This window comes from Mesorhizobium sp. f-mel (assembly GCF_053850215.1).
In genome coordinates this window covers 138759-160177 of record NZ_JBSPTO010000013.1, presented here as the reverse complement: position 1 = coordinate 160177, position 21419 = coordinate 138759, and the positions used below count along the sequence as shown (strand labels likewise).

Annotated in this window: 23 protein-coding genes and 1 pseudogene; 7 read left to right on the top strand and 17 right to left on the bottom strand. The window is 61.1% G+C overall.

Features of this window, described 5'->3' with window-relative positions:
* Positions 1-322 precede the first annotated feature (322 nt).
* Positions 323-502 (bottom strand): hypothetical protein, encoded by a 180-nt coding sequence (locus tag ACWUKX_RS17895; RefSeq protein WP_456008187.1) that lies wholly within the window; start codon positions 500-502, stop codon positions 323-325.
* A 118-nt stretch (positions 503-620) separates the two neighbouring features.
* On the opposite strand from ACWUKX_RS17895, the gene ACWUKX_RS17890 reads away from it, so the two are divergent.
* On the top strand, positions 621-806 hold the full coding sequence (locus tag ACWUKX_RS17890; protein ID WP_456008186.1) for a DUF3606 domain-containing protein: 186 nt from the start codon (positions 621-623) through the stop codon (positions 804-806).
* A complete protein-coding gene (locus tag ACWUKX_RS17885; RefSeq protein ID WP_456008184.1) occupies positions 803-1180 on the top strand; it encodes a hypothetical protein in 378 nt (125 codons plus the stop codon). Before ACWUKX_RS17890 ends, ACWUKX_RS17885 begins: the two co-directional genes overlap by 4 nt.
* 902 nt (positions 1181-2082) lie before the next feature.
* On the opposite strand, the gene ACWUKX_RS17880 is transcribed toward ACWUKX_RS17885, so the two are convergent.
* Positions 2083-2262 (bottom strand): DUF3606 domain-containing protein, encoded by a 180-nt coding sequence (locus ACWUKX_RS17880; protein ID WP_456008183.1) that lies wholly within the window; start codon positions 2260-2262, stop codon positions 2083-2085.
* Between the two features lie 669 nt (positions 2263-2931).
* Between ACWUKX_RS17880 and ACWUKX_RS17875 the strand changes: the two genes are divergently transcribed.
* A complete protein-coding gene (locus tag ACWUKX_RS17875; protein WP_456008182.1) occupies positions 2932-4182 on the top strand; it encodes a hypothetical protein in 1251 nt (416 codons plus the stop codon).
* On the opposite strand, the gene ACWUKX_RS17870 is transcribed toward ACWUKX_RS17875, so the two are convergent.
* The 6 genes and pseudogenes from ACWUKX_RS17870 to ACWUKX_RS17845 form a co-directional block, all read right to left on the bottom strand.
* Complete coding sequence (locus tag ACWUKX_RS17870; RefSeq protein ID WP_456008181.1) at positions 4163-4723, bottom strand: hypothetical protein; 561 nt, start codon at positions 4721-4723, stop codon at positions 4163-4165. The two genes, ACWUKX_RS17875 and ACWUKX_RS17870, sit on opposite strands and share 20 nt — an antisense overlap.
* A complete protein-coding gene (locus ACWUKX_RS17865) occupies positions 4699-5292 on the bottom strand; it encodes a hypothetical protein (RefSeq protein WP_456008180.1) in 594 nt (197 codons plus the stop codon). Before ACWUKX_RS17865 ends, ACWUKX_RS17870 begins: the two co-directional genes overlap by 25 nt.
* Positions 5289-5822 (bottom strand): hypothetical protein, encoded by a 534-nt coding sequence (locus tag ACWUKX_RS17860; protein WP_456008179.1) that lies wholly within the window; start codon positions 5820-5822, stop codon positions 5289-5291. The genes ACWUKX_RS17865 and ACWUKX_RS17860 overlap by 4 nt, the downstream gene beginning before the upstream one ends.
* A 313-nt stretch (positions 5823-6135) precedes the next feature.
* Positions 6136-6492, bottom strand: a complete 357-nt coding sequence (locus tag ACWUKX_RS17855) for a VOC family protein (RefSeq protein ID WP_456008177.1) — start codon at positions 6490-6492, stop codon at positions 6136-6138.
* Positions 6493-6521: 29 nt separating this feature from the next.
* A complete protein-coding gene (locus ACWUKX_RS17850) occupies positions 6522-6920 on the bottom strand; it encodes an SRPBCC family protein (RefSeq protein ID WP_456008176.1) in 399 nt (132 codons plus the stop codon).
* Positions 6921-7062: 142 nt separating this feature from the next.
* Positions 7063-8019 (bottom strand): annotated as a pseudogene (locus ACWUKX_RS17845) (DUF6597 domain-containing transcriptional factor); the annotation flags it as partial.
* Positions 8020-8255: 236 nt separating this feature from the next.
* On the opposite strand from ACWUKX_RS17845, the gene ACWUKX_RS17840 reads away from it, so the two are divergent.
* Both ACWUKX_RS17840 and rimO read left to right on the top strand, forming a co-directional pair.
* The gene (locus ACWUKX_RS17840; protein ID WP_065010043.1) at positions 8256-8942 is read left to right on the top strand and encodes a TerC family protein; all 687 of its coding nucleotides are present in this window, start codon (positions 8256-8258) and stop codon (positions 8940-8942) included.
* Positions 8943-9126: 184 nt separating this feature from the next.
* A complete protein-coding gene (gene rimO / locus ACWUKX_RS17835) occupies positions 9127-10440 on the top strand; it encodes a 30S ribosomal protein S12 methylthiotransferase RimO (RefSeq protein WP_456008175.1) in 1314 nt (437 codons plus the stop codon).
* A gap of 72 nt (positions 10441-10512) precedes the next feature.
* Here the strand turns inward: rimO and ACWUKX_RS17830 are convergent, their stop codons facing one another.
* The 8 genes from ACWUKX_RS17830 to ACWUKX_RS17795 all read right to left on the bottom strand — a co-directional run bounded on the left by ACWUKX_RS17830 (position 10513) and on the right by ACWUKX_RS17795 (position 18701).
* Positions 10513-11580, bottom strand: a complete 1068-nt coding sequence (locus ACWUKX_RS17830; protein WP_456008174.1) for a BMP family ABC transporter substrate-binding protein — start codon at positions 11578-11580, stop codon at positions 10513-10515.
* 49 nt (positions 11581-11629) lie between these two features.
* Complete coding sequence (locus ACWUKX_RS17825; protein WP_029352466.1) at positions 11630-12550, bottom strand: ABC transporter permease; 921 nt, start codon at positions 12548-12550, stop codon at positions 11630-11632.
* A complete protein-coding gene (locus tag ACWUKX_RS17820; protein WP_456008173.1) occupies positions 12550-13662 on the bottom strand; it encodes an ABC transporter permease in 1113 nt (370 codons plus the stop codon). Before ACWUKX_RS17820 ends, ACWUKX_RS17825 begins: the two co-directional genes overlap by 1 nt.
* Positions 13659-15236, bottom strand: coding sequence for an ABC transporter ATP-binding protein (locus ACWUKX_RS17815; RefSeq protein WP_456008172.1), 1578 nt, complete (start codon positions 15234-15236; stop codon positions 13659-13661). The genes ACWUKX_RS17820 and ACWUKX_RS17815 overlap by 4 nt, the downstream gene beginning before the upstream one ends.
* Before the next feature lie 125 nt (positions 15237-15361).
* On the bottom strand, positions 15362-16339 hold the full coding sequence (locus ACWUKX_RS17810) for a quinone oxidoreductase family protein (protein ID WP_456008170.1): 978 nt from the start codon (positions 16337-16339) through the stop codon (positions 15362-15364).
* A 35-nt stretch (positions 16340-16374) separates the two neighbouring features.
* A complete protein-coding gene (gene pcsA / locus ACWUKX_RS17805; protein WP_246684285.1) occupies positions 16375-17142 on the bottom strand; it encodes a phosphatidylcholine synthase in 768 nt (255 codons plus the stop codon).
* 35 nt (positions 17143-17177) lie between these two features.
* Positions 17178-17792: a DUF1326 domain-containing protein gene (locus tag ACWUKX_RS17800; RefSeq protein WP_456008169.1), complete on the bottom strand. Its 615-nt coding sequence runs from the start codon at positions 17790-17792 to the stop codon at positions 17178-17180.
* A 12-nt stretch (positions 17793-17804) separates the two neighbouring features.
* Complete coding sequence (locus tag ACWUKX_RS17795; protein WP_456008168.1) at positions 17805-18701, bottom strand: DUF2182 domain-containing protein; 897 nt, start codon at positions 18699-18701, stop codon at positions 17805-17807.
* Positions 18702-18805: 104 nt separating this feature from the next.
* On the opposite strand from ACWUKX_RS17795, the gene ACWUKX_RS17790 reads away from it, so the two are divergent.
* The gene (locus tag ACWUKX_RS17790) at positions 18806-20032 is read left to right on the top strand and encodes a UbiH/UbiF family hydroxylase (RefSeq protein WP_456008167.1); all 1227 of its coding nucleotides are present in this window, start codon (positions 18806-18808) and stop codon (positions 20030-20032) included.
* 177 nt (positions 20033-20209) lie between these two features.
* A complete protein-coding gene (hspQ, locus tag ACWUKX_RS17785) occupies positions 20210-20533 on the top strand; it encodes a heat shock protein HspQ (RefSeq protein ID WP_029352484.1) in 324 nt (107 codons plus the stop codon).
* A gap of 106 nt (positions 20534-20639) precedes the next feature.
* Here the strand turns inward: hspQ and ACWUKX_RS17780 are convergent, their stop codons facing one another.
* Positions 20640-21269, bottom strand: coding sequence for an invasion associated locus B family protein (locus tag ACWUKX_RS17780; protein ID WP_029352485.1), 630 nt, complete (start codon positions 21267-21269; stop codon positions 20640-20642).
* Positions 21270-21419: the final 150 nt, after the last annotated feature.

Here is a 21419-nt window from a genome sequence, read left to right as displayed (position 1 = left end):
GGTGACGGTCCGGATCGAAGGAGCCGGCCTAGTCACGGTAGATGTCGAAACAGTATCGCACGAGCCCACGCCTAGGGGTGCGTCAGTCTCGGTAATCATGGCCCCTGCCGCCAACATTGCGCAGTGCAAGCTTCATCGCAAGCCGTTGATCAACGAATTGTTTAGGGTGCTCCGCGATCCTGGTTGCCGAATGGAAGCTCTTGCTGAAATTGTCTCTTGCGGCGGACCCCAATCCGCTCGGCCGGTGTCTCTACTAGGCAATCTACCCCAACGCCCCCAAGGGACGCCGGCCACGTCAAGCGTGTCCGTTCGGCACCTAGTGTCAACGCCGCGATTTCAGCACCCGGGCCTCACGCAACAATGAATTCCAATTGGTGCCGATCAGTTCGATCAGCAACCGAGCATCAGTCTCCGAGATGCCAGTTTCCTTTGCCAATCGCCGGGCAAGAAGCTGGACGACAGACCCGCTATCTGGCCTTCCCTTACTATCATCGTCGCTCATAGGGCAGCTCCATAGAGCCGAACGCAGAGCGAGGCCGAATGTTTCTTTAAAGCAACCCGAATTACGGGAACCTTCTGGCCAATTTCGCGGTTTGGCTTGGCCAACGGGAGGACGATCAATGGCCGACGACAAGACAAAGCGCGATTTCCGCGACCGCAATCGGGGTTCCGCCGACGAAGACTACGAGGTCGATCATTTCGCCAAGTCGAATGGCATTGCACCGGAGCAGGTCAGGGATTTGATCCGCCGCCACGGCAACGAACGGGCCACGCTGGAGCGTGAGGCCAAGAGAATGCAGTCATGAACGAGAGCTGTCCGACTATGACGAGGATGCCCGATCGAGACCGTGGTCAACTGTCGCCTGGGAATGATCTAGAAATTCACCGCTTCGCCAAGGAAAACGGCGTCCGGTCCGACCAAGTGCGCGAGCTGATCCGGCGGCATGGGGCCAGCCGTGCGGTGCTAACGGAGGTCATTGCGGCGCTTCGAAGACGAAGTCCGGCAGTGGCACTCTCGGATATTGACCTGCCGCCCGTAATCGGCAAGCGGCAGCGCAAATGCGAGGCTGATCATTTCAACCCCTGTCCGGTCTGTGGCCAAGTTTTCGACATGCGCGATCGGCGCCAGGCAGCATGGCACGCGGAGCCGGAACATGAGCCACTGGATATGGACGGCTGAGATTGGTAGCTGGTGGACTAGGGGTTCTCGTCAGCGAAGTCTATCCCTCGCCGCTCAAGCTCCTCCTGAAGCTCCACCGCCAACGCTAGAAGCCTCGGTGGCAATGTCTGTTCGCCGTCCAATCTTAGCAGATCTCGAAGCTTGCGTCGGTAGTCTTCCGATCTGATCAACTCTCGGAAGGCACGGTCTTTGTCGTGAGTTGCCATAACGATCACCTTTGGTGCGCAACTCTTTGATTGCTGAAGAGTTCCGCAAAGGGACGAAGTGTTTGCTGCAGCATCATTCGTGGAGGTCGAATGCTACCGCGCGTCCGAACGCCGGAGCTGCCGTCACAATAAGCTCGATCAGCCGCCTGTCCGTGCATTCGAGATGAGGGCCATCTTGGCGAACCGCTGCTACAATGGCCTTGACAGAGACCGTGCCACCGTAGGGGATCTTGTGGATGGCCTCATGGACAAGGTCCACGGCTTCGCGCTCACAATTCGTCTTAGCATTCACCTGAGGCGCCCCCCGGCCATAAGCCACAAGCGCCCATTTGTTGGCACTTTGCGTGGGAAGATCAACAGGTTATTTTGGGCCGCGCACAAATGGTAGAGGGGCGAGGATAACCGGCGCTCAAGCTAACGAACGGCCACTGCTCGCCCATCGGAAAGCCACGGACAGGCCTAGGGCAGTAGCTGCCTCTATAACAGCCTCGATTAGCTCGTCGTCGGATGCGACCAGATCAGGCGCGGCGTGCCGAATATGATTCAACGTCGCTTTGATCGAAACGGTGTCCCGACGGTCGGCCCGGTTAAGGATTGCCGCCACGAGCATGTCGATTCAGCCGCGCTGGACTGGCTTGTGCGCAAGTAGGTCCCCAGTCAGGCGAGGCTACGCCTGAATCGCGCCGGCCGACCCGACTAGTCGTCTTTCTTCAAATCTTCAGCTTCGTCCCTCAGCCGCTGCCAGTCCGCGCCGTGCTTGCGAAGCAATGCCCGTGCCTGTTTGGGCGTTACGTCTGTCATCTCCGCCAGGTGCTCAACTTCAAGTTCTGCACCCTTCTTAACTCGGCTCGTGTCGCTCGTCCTCTTGTTCGCCATCTGTGGCGTCCTCCTTGGCCCACGGTCAGTGGCAACGAATGTTGAACGTTGTGGTTCCGCCCCTGTGGAACTGACTGCCGGCCGTGTAGTTCTACCGCCCGAAGGAGATCTCAAATGCTTCGATTCCTAATCGGTCTTGGCGCGCTGTATGCGGCATTTCAAATCGGCCGGGAGTTTGGCCGCACAGAGGCGGAGGTCATCCAGATTCCAGCCGACGATCGTCGTCCGACGCCCGGGAACGGCGCAGAGTTCGGCGAGCGACCTAGGAGGACTGGTAGCTCCCTCAAGTTCGCGCTATCTACGCGACATTGGCGCGAGCAAACCAGTACTCCCAAAAGCCTACGAGGAGGCTATCTGCCTCGGAACTAATGCCGGGGCGATGTGACTAGTAGGATGCGCTGAGGATGAGCTTGATCCGCCTAACCACGAAGAAGCGCCGGAGCCGGCAGTGCACGCCTGCTCCGCCAGTCGACCCAGGTCCGCAGATTGAACAGGTCAAATGAACAGCATCAGCCGAACACCCCAACTACGAAGGTGATCCCAAATCAGTGGACAAGGTTGGTTTTCAGGTCCTCCCTCCGCCAATGCAACCCCTCCTTTTGGATTTGGGGATCGTCTGGCGAAACAACATCTTAAGTCCGGACCGGAGCACAAAAGTCACCCGACGCGATGACCACGACGATTGACGACATATACCGGCCTCTTGCAGTAACCACGCGGTTGCTTGTCCAGTGCTGGCCGCAGCTATTGCTGGTCGGCTGCCTCGGTGTGATCGCTCATGATCTGCTGCTACAGGGCGCCGTGACGATCGGCCTCCAATTCCCGCTGGGCGGAATGGTCATGCTGTCGCTGGTGGTTCTCGCCAAGCTGACGGTGCTGGTCATGATGTTCGTGGTGCTCCGGCCGCATATGCCGGCGGTGGCGGCACTGAGGAAACAAGCAAAAAAGGGAGCGGACGAAACAAAACGCGAGCCGATCCTGGCGATTACCGCCGCTGCGATCCTGCCTTTCTTCGCCTATTATGCCGCCTGGGGCTTTCTTGGCGATACGGTTCGCGAATATTCGCGCATGGCGCTGGCCCAAGCCGATCTCGGCAAGAGCGTCGACATCTTCGCCATTCTTCAGTCAAGCGGCGTGGTACTGTCGATCGTCATTTGCTGGCTGGTGCGTTTTGCCGCCAAGCGGCTGAATGCGCGCGCCTCTCACCCCTACTGGCGGCTGCTGATCGTGGCGACGGACGCAACTTGGGTCTTCATCGGTCTCTACGCGCTCGGCGTATGGAAAGACCAGTTCATCCGCTGGCTTGGCGCAGGCGCGGCGCTGCAGCAGCTCAGCCTCGATTTGTTTGCGCCGGTAACTTCGGCGGCTGCCGCCGGCCAGTTCGTTCCGGTGGAATTCCGGCCGCTTCCCTTCGGAGAGCAGCTTCAGAATCTTTTCTTTTTCGCGTTGCTGCCGATTGTCTGGCTGGTGATGGCGGCGATCATCAACCGCTATGAGCTTTCCGCGCCGGCTGCTGCCGGTCCTGCGCTATCGCGCACGACCTCATGGCAAAAGTGGCTGAAGGATTTCGCGACGCACTTCGTTGGCGGCTACCGCAGCCGCTATTCGCCGGTCTGGACTTGTCTCAAGCTGACGCTCAGTGCCGGCCTTGCGACGCTTGTCTCCTTCGTCATCGCCTATCAGGCCATCTCCTGGATCGGCGCCTGGATGTGGTATGGCCTGACAAGACTGATCGGAGCGCATGATCTCGCAACTTGGCAGATCTTAGCAGACACCATCAGCCTGTTCATCGGCAGCCCAAGCGAACTCGACGGAGGAATCCTGCTCGACGCAGTCCGAGTCGCGCTGCTTGCAGCCGTGCTCGAGACTGCAGTCGCCATGGCTGGCGAAGCGCGTGGCGTCAGGTCCGCGGCTCGCTGACGCTGAGATAATTCGGCAGCGCCGAGTAGAGGGCGATCGATAGCGTGAGGCTGCTCGCCGCAGGCGGAATCGAAAAGCTGGCAGCCATCCGTGCCGGCTTGCCGGGCTCCGCCGCCGCGAACGCCATGCCGCCACACAGGGACCGTTGCTGGGCCTCCGGATATTGCGTCCTGACCATCGGATCGGCAAATAGGGTTGGCTGCCATTCGCGACCGCTTCCATCGGAAAGCCGCACCTTGCATGGAACGGCGCCGAGCGCTTTCGGGTCAGCTGCGAGAGCTTCGAATTCGGCGAGGACGACGGCGTTTCCCTCACTGCCTGCCAGTCTGGTGATGCGCGTCACGGTCCAGCTTGCGCCGGCATAGTCGATCGGTTGCCCCAAGGTCGCAGATAGCGGCTGGCGCAAAAATTGGGAGCGCCAGTCCTTGATGCTTCCCCACGTCTGCACGACTAGCGCGGCAGGCAGCGCAACCACCAGCGCCGTGATGCTCAGCCAGTAACCTCGCCGCGTTGACATCACCTTTGCGGGAGAACTGTCCATGGCGGCCTTTCTTCGTTGCGGCGGATAGTGATTGCGGGCTCGATGTCTTTGCCGGAAACATCCGTGGTGATGCGGATCTCATCGTCGAGCGGCAGCAATTTTGTGCGTGCGACCACTACGGTCCCGCCGGCGACGGCTTCTTCCGGCACTTCGAACACCAGAAGGACGCGGCGTGGCAGGCCGGGCTGGTAGGCATCGCCCGGCATCATTTCGATCGTCGCCGGCAGCCGGTCGGTCAGGACATAACGGATGCCGCTGCCGCTCAGCCACTCACCCGATGTGAGACGCAAGGTCTCGAATTTCGCCTCCGCCTCGCCTTCGACCACAACCCATACGCCGGAACTCGTGTAGGTCTTTGACTTCCCGAAGGTCTCGACGTTGAGGACACGCGCGACCCTGGCGCTGTCCAGCGAAAGCGCGAACGCGCTAGCCTGGACACGCTTGTTCATTCCGCCCGAAGAGACTATCGGCGATGTAATGTCGCTGTAGAGCGGACGCGTATGCTGCATGCCGTAGAGCACGGCTGCAGCGAACAGCAGCGCAAGCACCGAACGCCCCATGCGCATCATAGCGCCTTTTCCAACGGCAGATCGACCGTCGCAACGGGATCTCGGTCGTACCACCCGCTTGCGCCGTAGAGATTGTCGCGCAGCTTGTAGATTTGGCCGGTAACGGTGATCGTCACCTTGTCCGGCACGGGCACACCGGCCGGCCACTCCCAGGCCATGGTCAGGCGTTCCGGCATGTTGGGATTGAAATATCCCGCCAGATACTTGTCGCGATCGAGATAAACCGTTGGCATCGGCAGCTTTTGCGCCGGTGCGCTGAGCGTCACAGTTCGATAGAGCACGTTGTTTGGAGTGGCGGAACGGTTCACCACGTCCAGATCCACCATCAGAAGCTGCACCGGCTGCGACGGAGGAACGCCTGTCGGCGGCACTGTTCCGACACGTGCCGTTCGCAAGGTCACAAACCAGCGACCGGTATCGATCTGCTGGCCTGCCTGCACAACCGGCACCTTTGGCGGATGGGCAGCTTCGTAGAGCGTCATCGAAAACGAGATTGCCGATGCGGCCAGCCCGCCCAGGCCTGCAATCAAAAAAGCATACAGCCTTTGCCGTACTGTCGTTCGTGTCGGTTCCGTCATGCTTCGTGCGGTATGCGATGGTCCTCAGGCCAGCCTTATACGATGCGAGCTACGCCATCGGACAATAATTTTGTTACAACAGCAGCGCTGGCTCTCTAAGGTGGTTCAGCACAGAGATACCAGCCGCGCAATCGAATCCTTGGTAGCTCGCCCAGTCAGTATTCAATATCCGCTCCTGGCGCCAAGAGCGGCATTAAGCCCCGACGGCCCGCCCAAAACCATTCGAAGAGGCGCCGGGCTCGGCTCGGCGCCCCCTTCCGCTATCTCACTTGCCCGACCACACGGACAGCTCGTAGCCGTCCGGGTCGGAAAAGTGAAAGCGGCGGCCGCCGGGGAAGGAATAGACGGGCTTGACGATCTTCCCACCGGCCTCCTCGACGTGGCGCTGGGTCTCATCAAGGTCGTCGGCATAGAGGATCACCAGCGGCCCGCCTGCCGCCTTGCTCTGGCCACCGAGGGCGAAGCCGCCGGTCAGGCGGCCGTCGTTGAACTCGCAATAGCTCGGCCCGTAGTCCTTAAAGGACCAGCCGAAGGCCTTGCCATAGAAGTCGCGCGAGCGCGCGATGTCACCGACGGAAAACTCGACATAGTCGATGCGCTTGTCGTTGCTGGATTTGGCCATGATCTTCTCCTTTCGTGATCTTGGGAAGCTCAGCGTTCGAGCATTGCCTTCAGGGTGTTGAGGTCGCGCTCTACCGCGGCGGCGTCGGCAGCGAATATCTCCTCCGTCATGTCCGGCATCCTTAAGAGCACGAACAAGACCTCCGCGCCGGTCCCGTTGGGTACCACGCGCACCGCATTGCGGGTTTCCTTGCCCTCGGCGAAGACGATGTGATCGAGGACACCGAATTCATTGGGCCGGGAGAAGCGGATGCGGATGGACCGGCCCTCGGGGTCCTCCGCAGTCCATTCTTCGCCCGATCTTTCGAAGCGCCGGCCGAGGCCTGCCGCCCAGCGCTGGAAATTCTCCGGGATGGAGGCGAAGTCGTAGACTTCGCGCCAGTCCCGGTCGATGGACACGGTGATGATGCGGGATTTGTAGATCGTCATATCTGCCTCCTTTCAACGAAGGCAGACTAGGGGGAGTTGGCGGTGGCGTATTGAACGAAACGGCCAGTTCAGCGCCGAGCTGTCGCAGAACCGTCGCGGGCGAGAACCCCGACAGGCGCCGCACCTCGCGCGTGAGATGCGCCTGGTCCGAATAGCCCGCCTCGAACGCAAGATCGACAAGGCGCGGCTCGGCGGACTGCCGCGCCAGGTTCAAAAACCGCTGGAAGCGGAGAATGCGGTCGAGCGTCTTCGGACCATAGCCGAAAGCCTCCTGGCAGCGGCGGCGAAGTGTTCGCGGGCTGACGTCGAGCCGATCGAGGATCACCGCCATGCCCGGACCGGCGGATTCCGTTTTCAGCGAGTTGAAGGCAAATCCCATGTCCGGAGGCGGCGGCTTGACATCGGGCGCAAGCCTGGTGAGCGCCGCTTGCATCGCCCGCATCCGCTCCGCCGTGGAGGATGCATCGCCAATTCTCTGGGCGATTTCGCGCGCCAGCGCCCCCCAGAACTGGCTAAGCCCCACCCGGCCGCCGACGATCTCCGACATCGGCAGCCCGAGCCACCGGCTCGCCGCACCCGGTCGGAAGCGGGTGCCGATCACAGTAGAGCCGGGTGTCAGCGTAGAGAGGGCAACGGCCACGTCGGGGCCCGCTACGACCAGATCGCCGTCGATCCAGGTGATGTCGACGCAACCGTCGGGGACCACGGCCGATAAGCTCCCCGCGTCCGGGCGCAATGTATTGGACCAGACACACAGGAAATGCCTTTCGAGTGCGGCCGGAGGATCGAACTCGCGGTACTCCCCGATCGCCCCGGAAAGGACGGGTGTGTTGTCGTCAGACGTCACGAGCCTCTCCTGTGAGGAACACTTTCTAAGGCATAGTACTCTTCGGTCCCCGAAATCTATCGCGGTGGCGGCGTGCTTCAACCCGTGCTGTCGTTCTCGATCAAGCCCTGCATCGCATGGTTGCGACGCCAGGCGGAACTGGGCAATTGTCGAGGATTCCACCAATCGTGGAGCGGTCGTGCGCGGAGTCGCGACATTGGCGCATGCGCGGCTCGCGCCATCCGGCCGACGATTTCGCACCGATTGCCGCATGACATCATTTTTACTATCCCGATGCCTGCAGAGGACTGCCTGGCATGAGCAGTTTCGACAGATTTCCTTGCAGGGGCGCCATTTGCGTTCTGGTTTCGGGGTCATCTTGATCACGGCAGCTCAGGCGGTTGCCGGCCTTGTACTCAAGCCATCTCTTGACGCGCGGGAACCATACACGTTAGGCGTTCGGGCACCCCACGCGAACGATTGGCGACCAAGCAAGGAAATTCCGGCTGATGGAAATTTTTACCGCCGCTGGCCTCGCGGCTCTGCTCCAGGTCATCGCCATCGACCTTGTGCTTGCCGGCGACAATGCCATCGTCATCGGTCTTGCCGCGGCAGGCCTGCCGTCGGACCAGCGTAAGAAGGCGATTCTCGTCGGCATTGCGGCGGCCACCGTGCTTCGCATCTTCTTCGCACTAATTACCCAGTGGCTCCTCACAATCGGCCCCATTCTTCTTATAGCCGGCGGCCTGCTGCTGCTTTGGGTGTGCTGGAAGATGTGGCGCGAACTCCGTGTCAGCCACGAGCAGGAACATGACGCGACGGAATCGTTGTCGAATGTCGATTACGACAAGAGCGGGACGATCGGCGGCAAAGGGCCGCGCAAGACCTTCGCTCAGGCAGCCTGGCAGATCGTCATTGCCGACGTTTCGATGTCTCTCGATAACGTCCTTGCAGTCGCAGGCGCGGCAATGGACCATCCGACGGTCCTGATCATCGGCTTGGCGCTGTCGATTGCGCTGATGGGCTTCGCCGCTTCGTTTGTCGCACGCCTCCTGCATAAGTACCGCTGGATTGCCTATATCGGCCTTGTGATCATTCTCTATGTCGCCGTGAAGATGCTTCTGGATGGTGCCGTGCAGCAGTTCCCCGAACAGTTTGCGTTCCTGGCGCCTTGGTTCGGACCGGGCGGTCATTGAATCTGACCCTTTAGCAGTGCAGGCCCGCCGAGCGGCGCCAAGCCATTCCTCGGTTTGCTTGATTGCGGAACTATGCTATTGCGCCATGCAATTGAGCTTCTGCGAAAGTTCTAAAGATCAACATGTATCGAGACTTCCGGGCCGGGCCTTAGGGTTTCCGGCCCGCGTCCATTGGAAACCGCACATGTCTGCCCCTCGCGTCAGTTTCGTAAGCCTTGGATGCCCGAAAGCCCTCGTGGACTCGGAGCGCATCATCACGCGCCTGCGCGCCGAAGGCTACGAGATCGCGCGCAAACATGACGGCGCCGATCTGGTCGTCGTCAACACCTGCGGCTTTCTCGATTCGGCTCGTGATGAATCGCTCAATGCCATCGGCTCCGCCCTTTCGGAGAACGGCAGGGTCATCGTCACCGGCTGTCTCGGCGCCGAACCTGACGTCATCCGCGAGAAACACCCCAACGTTCTCGCCATCACCGGTCCGCAGGCGTACGAGAGCGTGATGGCTGCAGTGCATGAGGCAGCACCCCCTAGCCACGATCCCTACATCGACCTTTTGCCGCCGCAAGGCGTCAAGCTCACGCCGCGCCACTATGCCTATCTCAAGATTTCAGAAGGCTGTAACAACCGCTGCACCTTCTGCATCATTCCGGCGCTGCGCGGCGACCTCGTCTCGCGATCGGCGGCCGACGTTTTGCGCGAAGCCGAGAAACTGGCCAAGGCCGGCGTTAAGGAGATACTGGTCATTTCGCAGGACACCAGCGCCTACGGCATCGACATCAAATACCAGACCAGCATGTTCGGCGATCGCGAAGTGCGGGCGAAATTCCTCGATCTGGCGGAGGAACTCGGCAAGCTCGGCGTTTGGGTACGCATGCACTATGTCTACCCCTACCCGCATGTCGCCGATGTCATCCCGCTGATGGCCGAAGGAAAGATCCTTCCCTATCTGGACATCCCGTTCCAGCACGCCTCGCCGCAGGTGCTGAAGAACATGCGCCGGCCTGCCCATGGCGAAAAGACCCTCGACCGCATTCGCGGCTGGCGCGAAATCTGTCCGGATCTGGCGATCCGCTCCACCTTCATCGTCGGCTTCCCCGGCGAGACCGACGACGATTTCGAAATGCTGCTCGATTGGCTGGACGAAGCCAAGATCGATCGCGCCGGCTGTTTCAAATACGAGCCGGTCAGGGGCGCCCGCTCCAATGATCTCGGCCTCGAACAGGTGCCGCAAGAAATCAAGGAAGCGCGCTGGCACCGCTTCATGCAGCGCCAGCAGAAGATCTCGGCGACGCAGCTTGCCAGGAAGGTCGGCAAACGCCTGCCTGTCCTGATCGACGAGGCGCATGGCACCTCGGCGAAGGGCCGCACCAAATACGACGCGCCCGAAATCGACGGCTCGGTGCATATCCAGTCGCGCCGCCCGTTGCGTGCCGGCGACGTCGTCACCGTCAAGATCGACCGTGCCGACGCCTACGATCTCTACGGCTCGGCGGTCTGACCGTATCTCGCTCTAAACGAAAGGGCGCCATCGGGCGCCCCTCCTTGGGAGGATTTTGGCTCCCGCTTGCGCTTACTGCGGCAGCTTGTCGTCGACGCCCTTGACGTAGAAGTTCATGCCGAGCAGCGTGGCATCATCGGCGACTTCGCCGTCCTTGAGCCACGGCGTGCCGTCCTGCTTTGCAATCGGCCCAGTGAACGGGTTCCATCCTTCGACGATCTTCTTCTCGGTGGCTTCCGCCATCGCCTTCACGTCATCGGGCATGTTGGTGTAAGCGGCCATCTTAACGGCGCCGTCCTTGATGCCCAGCCAGACATTGCCCGGCTTCCAGGTGCCGTCGAGCGCAGCCTTCACCCGGCTGACATAGTACGGCCCCCAATCGTCGACGATCGAGGTCAATTGCGCCCTGGGAGCGAACTTGATCATGTCCGAAGACTGGCCGAAGCCCTGCAGCCCGCGCTCTTCGGCGACTTGCAGGGGAGCAGTCGAGTCGGTGTGCTGGACGATGATGTCGGCACCCTGGTCGAACAGAGCCTTGGCGGCGTCGGCTTCCTTGCCCGGATCGAACCATGAATTGACCCAGACGATCTTCGCCTTGAAGTTAGGGTTGATCGACTGGGCGCCGAGCATGAAGGAATTTATGCCCATCACCACTTCGGGAATCGGGAACGAAACGATGTAGCCGGCGACGCCCGACTTCGATTGCTTGGCGGCGATCTGGCCGAGGATGTAGCGGCCTTCGTAGAAACGTGCGTTGTAGATGCCGAGATTTTCGGCCGTCTTGTAGCCGGTCGCGTGTTCGAACATCACGTTGGGGAACTTCTTGGCGACCTTCACTTCGGGGTCCATGAAGCCGAAGGACGTGCCGAAAATGATCTTGCATCCTTCGCGCGCCAGGCGCTCGAAGGCACGATCGGCATCGGGACCCTCGGAGACGTTCTCCAGATATGCGGTCTCGACCTTGTCGCCGAGTGCCTTCTCTACGTCCAGGCGGCCCTGGTCATGCTGGTACGAATAGCCGAAATCGCCGATCGGGCCGGTATAGACCCAACAGGCTTTCAGCTTTTCCTGTGCTTCGGCGGTGGGCACCAGCGACAATGCTGCCGCCGTGGCTACCAGCGCAATAAGAAGTTTTTTCATCGTGTTACCTCTCTGAGTTAAGCCTTGGAGCTTCCCGTTTGTTTTTTTGTTAACGATCCGGAACGAATGGCTGCCCCAAGGAAGCCGGTGTGTTCATCATCGTCAAACGCTTGTTGCGCGAGATTAGAACGAGAACCACGATGGTTGCCAGATAGGGCAACGAAGAAAGCAGTTGCGAGGGAACCGGAATGCCAAAAGCCTGTGCATGAAGCTGGCCGATCCATACCGCGCCGAAGATATAGGCGCCAGCCAGCACCCGCCATGGCCGCCATGATGCAAACACGACCAGCGCCAGCGCAATCCAGCCGCGCCCGGCGGTCATGTTCTCCACCCATTGGGGAGTATAGACCAGCGACAGGTGGCCCCCGGCAAGGCCTGCACAGGCGCCGCCGAAGATCACCGCCAGATAGCGGTAGCGGATGACCTGGATGCCAAGGGCATGGGCCGATGTGTGGCTGTCGCCGATCGAGCGCAGCGTGAGCCCGGTGCGGGTCTTGAACAGGAACCACATGACGGCGGCGGTCAATGCAATCGAGATGTAAAAGATCGGGTCCTGGCCGAACAACAACCTGCCGATGACGGGGATCGCTGTCAGGCCGGGAATGTCGAGGTTTGGCAGCCTCGCGCCGGGCTGGCCGACAAAGCTGGTGCCCATCATGCCGGAAAGCCCGAGGCCGAGCAATGTCAGCGACAGGCCGGTCGCCACCTGGTTTGTGGCCAGCGACAACGTCATGACAGCGAACAGCAGCGAAAACACCGCACCCAAGGCGATCGCCGCCAACAACCCGATCCACGGCGATCCGGTGAGATAGCCGGCGCCGAAACCGCCGACCGCCCCCATGATCATCATGCCTTCGACACCGAGATTGAGCACGCCGGAACGTTCGACCACCAGCTCGCCGATCGCCGCGATCAGCAACGGCGTCGCCGCGGTTGCGATGGTCAAAAGAATGTTGACGGTGATGTCCATCAGCGGGCCTCCTCCAGCTTCGGCGCGGATTCAAGCTTCGGCGCGGCAAAACCGATCAAGCGAATGCGGTAGTGAATGAGCGTGTCGCAGCCGAGCACGAAGAACAGGAGCATGCCCTGGAACACGCGCGCCACCTTGTCGGAGATGCCGAGCGCGCTTTGCACCGCCTCGCCGCCGAGATAGGTCAGTGCCAGCACCAGGCCCGCAGCGACGATGCCGAGCGGATTGAGCCGGCCGAGGAACGCCACGATGATGGCGGCAAAGCCGTAGCCGGGCGAGATCACCGGCTGCAGCTGGCCGATGGCTCCGGAGACTTCCGAGATGCCGGCAAGCCCGGCCAGTGCACCCGACAGCATGAAGGCGAAGAACACCATCCGGTTGATACCGAAGCCGGCGAAGCGCCCTGCCCTGGGGCTTGAGCCGAGCACGCGAACCTCAAATCCTTTCAGCATGCGGCTCATCAGGATCCAGACCAGCACCGCCGCGACCAGCGCGAACACGAAACCCCAATTGGCACGGCCGGAGGCCGGCATCAGTTCCGGCAATATGGCCGAGTCGTTGAACTGTATCGTCTGCGGGAAATTGAAACCCTTCGGATCGCGCCACGGCCCACGCACCAGCCAGTCGAGGAACAGTTGCGCGACATAGACCAGCATCAGGCTGGTCAGGATCTCATTGGTGTTGAAGCGCGTCTTGAGCAAGGCGGGAATGGCGGCGTAGGCGGCACCGCCGACCATTCCGAACAGCAGCATCAGAGGCAGCACCAGCGGGCCTTCAAACTGGGGAAACAGCACCGGAATGCTCGAGCCGACGATGCCGCCCAGGATGAATTGGCCTTCCGCGCCGATGTTCCAGATGTTGGCCCTGTAGCAAACCGACAGGCCGACCCCGATCAGGATGAGCGGTGCCGCCTTGATCGCCAGCTCATGCAGCTGCCAGACCTGACTGACCGGCTCGAGGAAGTAAATTTGGAACGCCTTCAAAGGATTGACGCCAAGCAGTGCGAACAGGACGGCGCCGGCAACGATCGTCAGCGCAAAGGCAATGAAGGGGGACAGCGCCGAAAACAGCATTGAGCGCTGTGGCCGTTTGACAAGTTCGAGGCGCATCATGACGTCTCCAGAGCGTGTTCGGCGCGGCCGGGCTCGGCCCCGCCCATCAGCAGTCCGATCTTTTCGAATGTGGCCTCAGCGATTGGCAAAGGCATCGATAATTCGCCATTGTGCATCACCGCGATCGCGTCGGATATCTCGAACAATTCGTCGAGATCCTGACTGATGACCAGCACTGCGGAGCCGCTGCGCGCCAACTCGATTAGCGTCTGGCGAATGTGGGCGGCGGCTCCGGCGTCGACGCCCCATGTCGGCTGATTGACGACCATGACGCTTGGCCTGCGGTCGAGTTCGCGGCCGACGATGAATTTCTGCAGATTGCCGCCTGAAAGCGCTGCCGCCTCCGGGTCCGGAGCGCTTTTGCGCACATCCATCGCCTTGATGATGCGCTGGGCGGCGGCATAGATCGCATCGCTTTTGACCATTCCGCCGGCGCCGACAAACACCTTGTCGTCGGTGGCATGGCGCGACAAAAGCAGGTTTTCCGAAAGCTTCATGCGGGGGGCTGTACCGTGGCCGAGCCGCTCTTCCGGCACGAAGGCAGCGCCCATCAGCCGCCTGCCGGTAATGCTGAGGCCGCCGGCATCCTTGCCGCGGATGCGCACCGAGGCGGCATCCTGCTGCGGCACCTCGCCGGAAACGGATTCGAAGAACTCGCCCTGGCCGTTGCCGGCAACGCCTGCAATGCCAATCACTTCGCCGGCGCGTACCGTCAGGTTGATGTTCCTGAGCGGGATCGAGAACGGCGTTGCCGGCCGGCGGCTGAGCGCACGAATTTCAAGCAGCGGCCGCGCCGTCTCGATACCCTGAACCGGCGCGCGCACCACGGCCTGCACGTCGTTGCCGACCATCATGCGGGCCAGCGATGCCGCGGTTTCCTTGCGTGGGTTGCAATGGCCAACCACCTTGCCGTGGCGCAGCACGGTGGCGCGGTCGCAGATGCGCTTGACCTCTTCAAGGCGGTGCGAAATGTAGAGGATGGACTTTCCTTCCGAGCGCAACCGTTCGAGCGTCTCGAACAGCTTGTCGGCTTCCTGCGGCGTCAGCACCGAAGTCGGCTCGTCGAGAATGATGAGCTGCGGCGTCTGCAGAAGGCAGCGGATAATCTCTATACGCTGGCGCTCACCGACCGACAGGTCGCCGACCAGCGATTGCGGGTCGAGCGGCAAGCCGTAGCTGTAGGAAAGCGCCCTCGCCTTCGCGGCAATCGTGCTGATCGGCGAACCGTCGTCCAGCGACAGCGCGATGTTCTCGGCCGCCGTCAGTGCCTCGAACAGCGAAAAATGCTGGAACACCATGCCGATGCCGAGCTTCTTCGCAAAGCCGGGATTGGTGATCGTGACCGCCTGACCGTTCCAGAAAATCTCGCCCGAATTGGGCTCCAGTGTTCCGAACAGCATTTTGACGAGCGTCGACTTGCCGGCGCCGTTCTCGCCGAGCAACGCGTGGATTTCGCCTTTTGCGACGTTGAGATCGATATGGTCACACGCGGTCAGCGTGCCGAACGTTTTGGTAAGGCCACGAACCTCAAGCAGGTCTGCGCCGTCCTGATTTGCACTCACAGTGCCTCCCATCTGGTTTGCCAGATATGTTCTGTGTTCCCGCAGGCATCGTATGCGCGGCCTGCTGTCATCGCAAAGCGGCACCCGTCTTGAAAGAGCTTCAAGAATTTCAGCGGAAACTCAAGGGATAGCAAGGCTCAGGGGATAAGAATGGTTGTCCCGGTCGTCCTGCGGCCTTCAAGGTCGGAATGCGCCTTGCCGGCATCCTTGAGCGCGTAGCGCTGGTTGATCTTGATCTTGACCGCCCCGCTGAGCACGATTTCGAATAACGCGGCGGCGGACGCCTCCAGATCTTCGCGCTTGGCGTTGTAGACGAACAGCGTCGGACGGGTTGCGAACAGCGAACCTTTCTGCGCCAGCAACGACATGCTGAACGGCGGGACCGGCCCCGACGATTGACCGAAGCTGGCGAACATGCCGAGCGGCTTCAGGCAGTCGAGCGAGGCCGGAAAGGTGTCGTTGCCTACCGAATCATAGACGACGTCGCACTTCTTGCCGCCGGTGATGGCGAGAACGCCGGCGACGAAGTCCTGCTCGCGGTAGTTGATGACATGGTCGAAGCCATGCGCCTTGGCGAGCTCGATCTTGTCGGCGGAGCTGGCGGTGCCGATCACGGTTGCGCCAAGATGCTTGGCCCATTGGCCGAGGATCAGCCCGACGCCGCCGGCCGCGGCGTGAAACAGAATCGTGTCGCCCGCCTTCACCTTGAAGGTGCGGCGCAGCAGATATTCCGCCGTCATCCCTTTCAGCATCATGGCGGCCGCCTGTTCGTCGCTGATGCCGTCCGGCACCTTGACCACGCGGTCGGCGGCGATCACGCGCTGCTCGGCATAGGCGCCAGTCGTCACGGCGTAGGCGATGCGATCGCCCGGCTTCAGCCAGTCGAGATCCGCGCCCAATTCCACCACCACCCCGGCCGCCTCGCTGCCGGGTATCAGCGGGAAACCGCCTGGCGGCGGATAAAGGCCGGAGCGATGATAGACGTCGATGAAATTGAGGCCGATCGCCGTGTGTCTGACCAGGATTTGTCCCGAGCCGGGTTGGCCCGGATCGGCGTCCTCATAGGTCAGAACCTCCGGACCGCCATTGGCGTGGATGCGTATTGCTTTGGACATTGATGAGGCTCTCTTGGGACCAGACTCTCTTGGGATCAGGTTTTCTTGGCGCCGAGCGTTGGAAAGAGCTGCATGATACCGCCGATGCATGCGAGGTAAAGTCCGGTGACCGTGATGCCGATCTTGGTGAAGACACTCACCTGCTCGCCCAAGACGCCGATCTGGTCGTAGAAGGCGGCAAGAGCTGCCTGCGCCAGCGCCAGCGCTCCAAAAGCGCACCATAGCAGCGTCATGCCAAGGTTGATTGGACGCAGCCGCACCACCCGAACCGGATGGATGAAATTGATTGGCACAAAGGTCAGAATGCCGGCCACCACGACGACGGCGAAGGAAACCCATTGTCCCGGATCGATGACGAAAAGCGTGAACACCACCATGTTCCAGACCACCGGAAAACCCTTGAAGAAATTCTCCTTCGTCTTCATGCCGGTGTCGGCATAGTAGATCGCGCTCGACACGACGATGATCGCCGCCGACAGGAACGACAGGCCCTCACCCATGAAGCCGCGCTGGTAAAGCGCGAAGGCTGGTATCAGCACGTAAGTGACGTAGTCGATGATGTTGTCGAGGAGTTCGCCCGACCATGTCGGCAGGATTTCCTTGACCTCGAGTTTCCTGGCGATCGGCCCGTCGATGCCGTCGACGAACAGCGCCAGCCCCAGCCACCAGAACATCGCCGTCCAGCGCTGCTCGCTCGCTGCCACCAGCGACAGGAACGCCAGGAACGAGCCCGACGCGGTCAGCAGGTGGACCGAAAACGCGCGCGCCTGCGGCCACGTGACTTTCTTCTTTGGCCTCGGGATCCTGTCCGTGATTTTCCTGGCCGTTGTTTTTTTGCTCACGGGCCCCGCCAGTCCAGCTTGCAGATTTCGGCCGAGCGGCCGGCAAAATTCCAGTTGCGGCCGAAGGCCCGCATCTTGCTCTTGTCGGACCGGGCGACGATGATTTCCGGTGCGATCCAGTATTCCGAATTGCTGACCACCGTATCCTTGTCGCGGTCCTTGCCTGGGATCGGCGTCACCGCTCCGTCGATGATCTTCGGTATCTGGAAGATCCGCGTCCTGTCGCGCGTCTCATAGGTGATCGGCGCTTGCTCGACGCCGAGGAACTTTCCGACCAGGATGGAGAGCAGCGAGGTGGTTCCGCAGGCCTTGCCGGTGAAAATCCTGGTCAGCGCCTTTACCGCATGGACTGAGGCGCGCTTGTCGATGAACAGTCCGGCGGTCCAGTTGCCGCGGCTCATATAGCCGGGGATTTCCATGACCAGCCCAAGGTTGAGGCCGGACAGTTCGACCTCGCCGAAATGGCCGGCATCGATGCGGAACCCCGCCCAGGTCTGACAATAGCCCTCGGTCGGCGGATGACTGCCGAGAGACAGCACGCAAGGACAAAAAACTGTGCAATTGCAGGAGAGTACCAGCTCTCCTTTCATTGCCCAGCCTTGATCTGCCATCGAATTCACTCCCTATGCCGAGACTACTAGCAGGGCGGCTGCCCAGACAAGCAGTATCGCACCGGCGATCCGGGTTGGCAGCCTGCCCGCTGTCTGTTTTTCGATCAAGGTGAACAGGCCGATCAGCGCCATCCAAAACAAGTTCATCACGCCGACGGCGAACATCACCAGCATCAGCGCCCAGCAGCAGCCGAGACACCAGACGCCCTGCTCCATGCCGAGCCGGAAAATCCGGCCGGACCTCGCGCTCCAGTTCGAAAACAGGATCGAGAACGGGTTTTTGCACTTCGTCAGGCAGGCTTGCTTCAGACCGCTGAACTGGTAAAGGCCGGCACCCAAAACTGCAGCCGCTCCTGTCGCTCCGACCACCGGATCGAGCATCTGCACAGATGATGCGAAGGCGTGAACGATGAGCGTCAGCGCCGCAAACGCTGCCGACGCAGCCAACCACACGCTGAGGTAACCGGCGACCAGGACCAGCGGATGGACGACCGCTTCGCCCTTGATCCGCGCGGTATCGGCGATCTCGCAATAGGTGCGGATCATCGGCGCCGCCGAAGGCAGCATGGTGGCGACCGCCATCAGGAACCACATGACGACGAGCGCTCCGGCCTGCGCGCCGACGCCCCCGTCGAGCGGCGCAGGTGCAAGACAAAGGGTGAAGAAGCGCTCAAGAAAATCCGGCAGCGGCAGCTGCGGAAGATATCTGATCAATGTGTCGCCGGGTGCATCGATGCCCGGAACCCGGCTTTCGGCGCCGCGAATCGCCATGGCGCCGAGAAGCAGCCAGGCCAGAAGGACGCTTGCGCCCAGAACGATGCTCACCGCCAGTCGAGGATTGCGCGAGATGCTCGCCGTGGCACGGCCGACACGGTCGAGATGACTGAAATCATGGTCTTGGCCGATCATGGCAATCGAATGGGCCGAATCGCCGCGTTGATCAAGCCGTATGATCTGACCTATATGCTTATCAGGTCGGACCGACCGCCTCGCATCACAATCCGGAAGCGAACTTGGACCATCAGCAGACAGCACGGATACTGGTTGCCGGCAGTGGCCCGGCAGGGCTGATCGCAGCGCTTGGTTTTGCGGATGCCGGCTTTCCCGTGACGCTCGTCGGACCTGAGGCAAATGGCCAAGACGGCCGAACGACGGCCTTGATGAACCCAGCCCTGAATATCCTCGAACGGTTGGGCGTCCTCGATGAGGTGAGCTCCAAAGCGGCACCGCTGACGGTTATGCGCATCGTCGATGCAACCAGCCGGCTGATCCGCAGCCCGGTGGTCATTTTTCGTGCCAGCGAAATCGGCGAGGAGCAGTTCGGGCTGAACTTACCCAACAGCGCTCTCAATCCCGCGCTTGCCGGGGCTGTAGTCGCGCATTCCGGCATCGAATGGCGAAAATCGATGGTGGAGACTTGGCGCCTCGACGCCGATCATGCCCATGCGATCCTGTCTGACGGCAGCGAGGTTGCAGCATCGCTGGCGGTCGCTGCCGATGGCCGTCTGTCGCCGGCCCGCGAGGCTGCCGGCATCTCGACATCCGCGCGGTCTTATCCGCAGGCCGCACTGGTTCTCAATTTCGCTCACCGCAGCGACCACGCTTTCACCTCGACCGAATTCCACACCGAGACCGGTCCGTTCACCCAGGTTCCCCTGCCCGGCAACCGGTCCAGCCTCGTCTGGGTAGTAGAACCGGCAACGGCGAAAGAACTCGCCGCACTGGACGATGCTACGCTTTCGATGCGGATCGAACAGCGGATGCAATCGATGCTGGGCCGGGTTTCTGTCGAACCCGGCCGGCAGATCTACCCGCTTTCCGGCGTAACGCCCCGGTGCTTCGCGCATAATCGGGTGGCACTTGTCGGCGAAGCCGCCCATGTGTTTCCGCCGATCGGCGCACAAGGTCTCAACCTTGGTATCAGGGATATCGATGATCTGATTGGAATTACTTGCGAAAACAGGGTTGACCCCGGCGCCGTCAAGGCACTCGCAGCCTATGATTTCAAGCGCCGGCCCGACATCCTGGCGCGCAGCAGTGCGGTCAACCTGCTCAACAAGTCGCTGCTCTCGGACATGCTGCCAGCACAGATGGCGCGCAGCGCTGGTCTCGGCGTGCTCGGCGGCTTCGCGCCGCTTCGCGCCTTTTTCATGCGCGAGGGGCTGCGGCCCGGCAGTGGTTTTGCGGCACTCGCCGGCGGCTTAAGGAACAAGTCAGGCGGTAGCACGCCCTCGGGCTAGCCCGTAGTGACGGGGCGCCAAGCGCTGCGGCATTGAACGTCTGCGTCAAGTAGGGCCAGGTATCAGTCCTAAGTGGGGCTCGATTTTTTGAAGCGTAATGCGTAAATTCAAAGTCTTAGAGAGTCTTTGCGCATTCCAAGGACGCGGCGCTCCTAGGACTTAGTGGTGAGTACGATGATGAAGACAGCCAAATTCTCGATCGGGCAGGTGGTTCGCCACCGGCTGTTTCCGTTCCGCGGCATCATTTTCGATGTCGACCCGCAATTCGCCAACACCGACGAATGGTACGAGGCGATCCCCGCGGATGTGCGGCCGCGCAAGGACCAGCCCTTCTACCATTTGCTCGCCGAGAATTCGGAAACGGAATACATCGCCTATGTGTCTGAGCAGAACCTGCTCGAGGATCAGTCTGGCGAACCGGTGCGGCATCCGGAGATCGGTGAGATGTTCGACAAGAGGCCGGATGGGCGCTACGAGCCGAGACGCCAGTCAAGACATTGACCTGACGGGATTGCGGGCCTGACCGGGATCACGAAATGGCTGGCCGAAACGAAAAAAAGCGGGGCATGATCCCGCTTTTTCCTTAGAAATTGCGCCTGAGGGGCGATCAGTTGGCGGTCTTCGCCTTGTCCTGCTCTTCCTTGAGCTTCTTGGCGAAGTCCTGATTGTTCTTGGCAACGAAATCCTGAAGCTTCTTCTGCCGATCCTCGATGTCCGACTGCTGCAGCGGCGGTCCGTCGAAGGCGCCGCTGAAGCCGGTCAGCGCGACCTTGATCGGGTTCGGCTGGTTCTGGAAATTGACCGAGGTGAGCGTCAGGTTCGAACCCTTCTTGAAGGAGGCGACGAGCTGGTCGGTCAGCGGCACTTCCGCCACGCACCGGTCAGGGAAGCAGATCACATAATCGAGCTTCTGCGCCTTCCCGGCATCGATCTGGAGGCCAATGCCGGGAGGAACCAGTCGGCCGGTCGGAACCGTCACCTGGAACACCTTGCGGTTCACCTTGCCCTTCAATTCGATCAGGCTGACGCCGGTGACGAGCTGGCCGTTGCCGGCAGTGGTGATGTTCTGGACATTGCAGATGTCGACGTCTTCCTGCTTGGTGCAGGCTTTGAACCAGCCCTGCGGAATCTGCTGTTGCTGCTGCGCAAGAGCAGTGGGAAGTTGTGCGCCCAGAAAGCCGACCACGCCAGCGGCCATGACCGACAGGCGGTACGCGTTGCTGTTCAGGCTCGTCATATCGTGCACTTCCTCTCAAATGATCCCAGGACCGGCTTCTTCGCGCCGTGTGGTCCAGCTACCTGTTGCCGAAATGAGGCAACAGAATGACTTCGGACGGCGTGTTACACTGCAAGCGGTGCCGAATCCAGCCCGATAGTCGCAATTCTT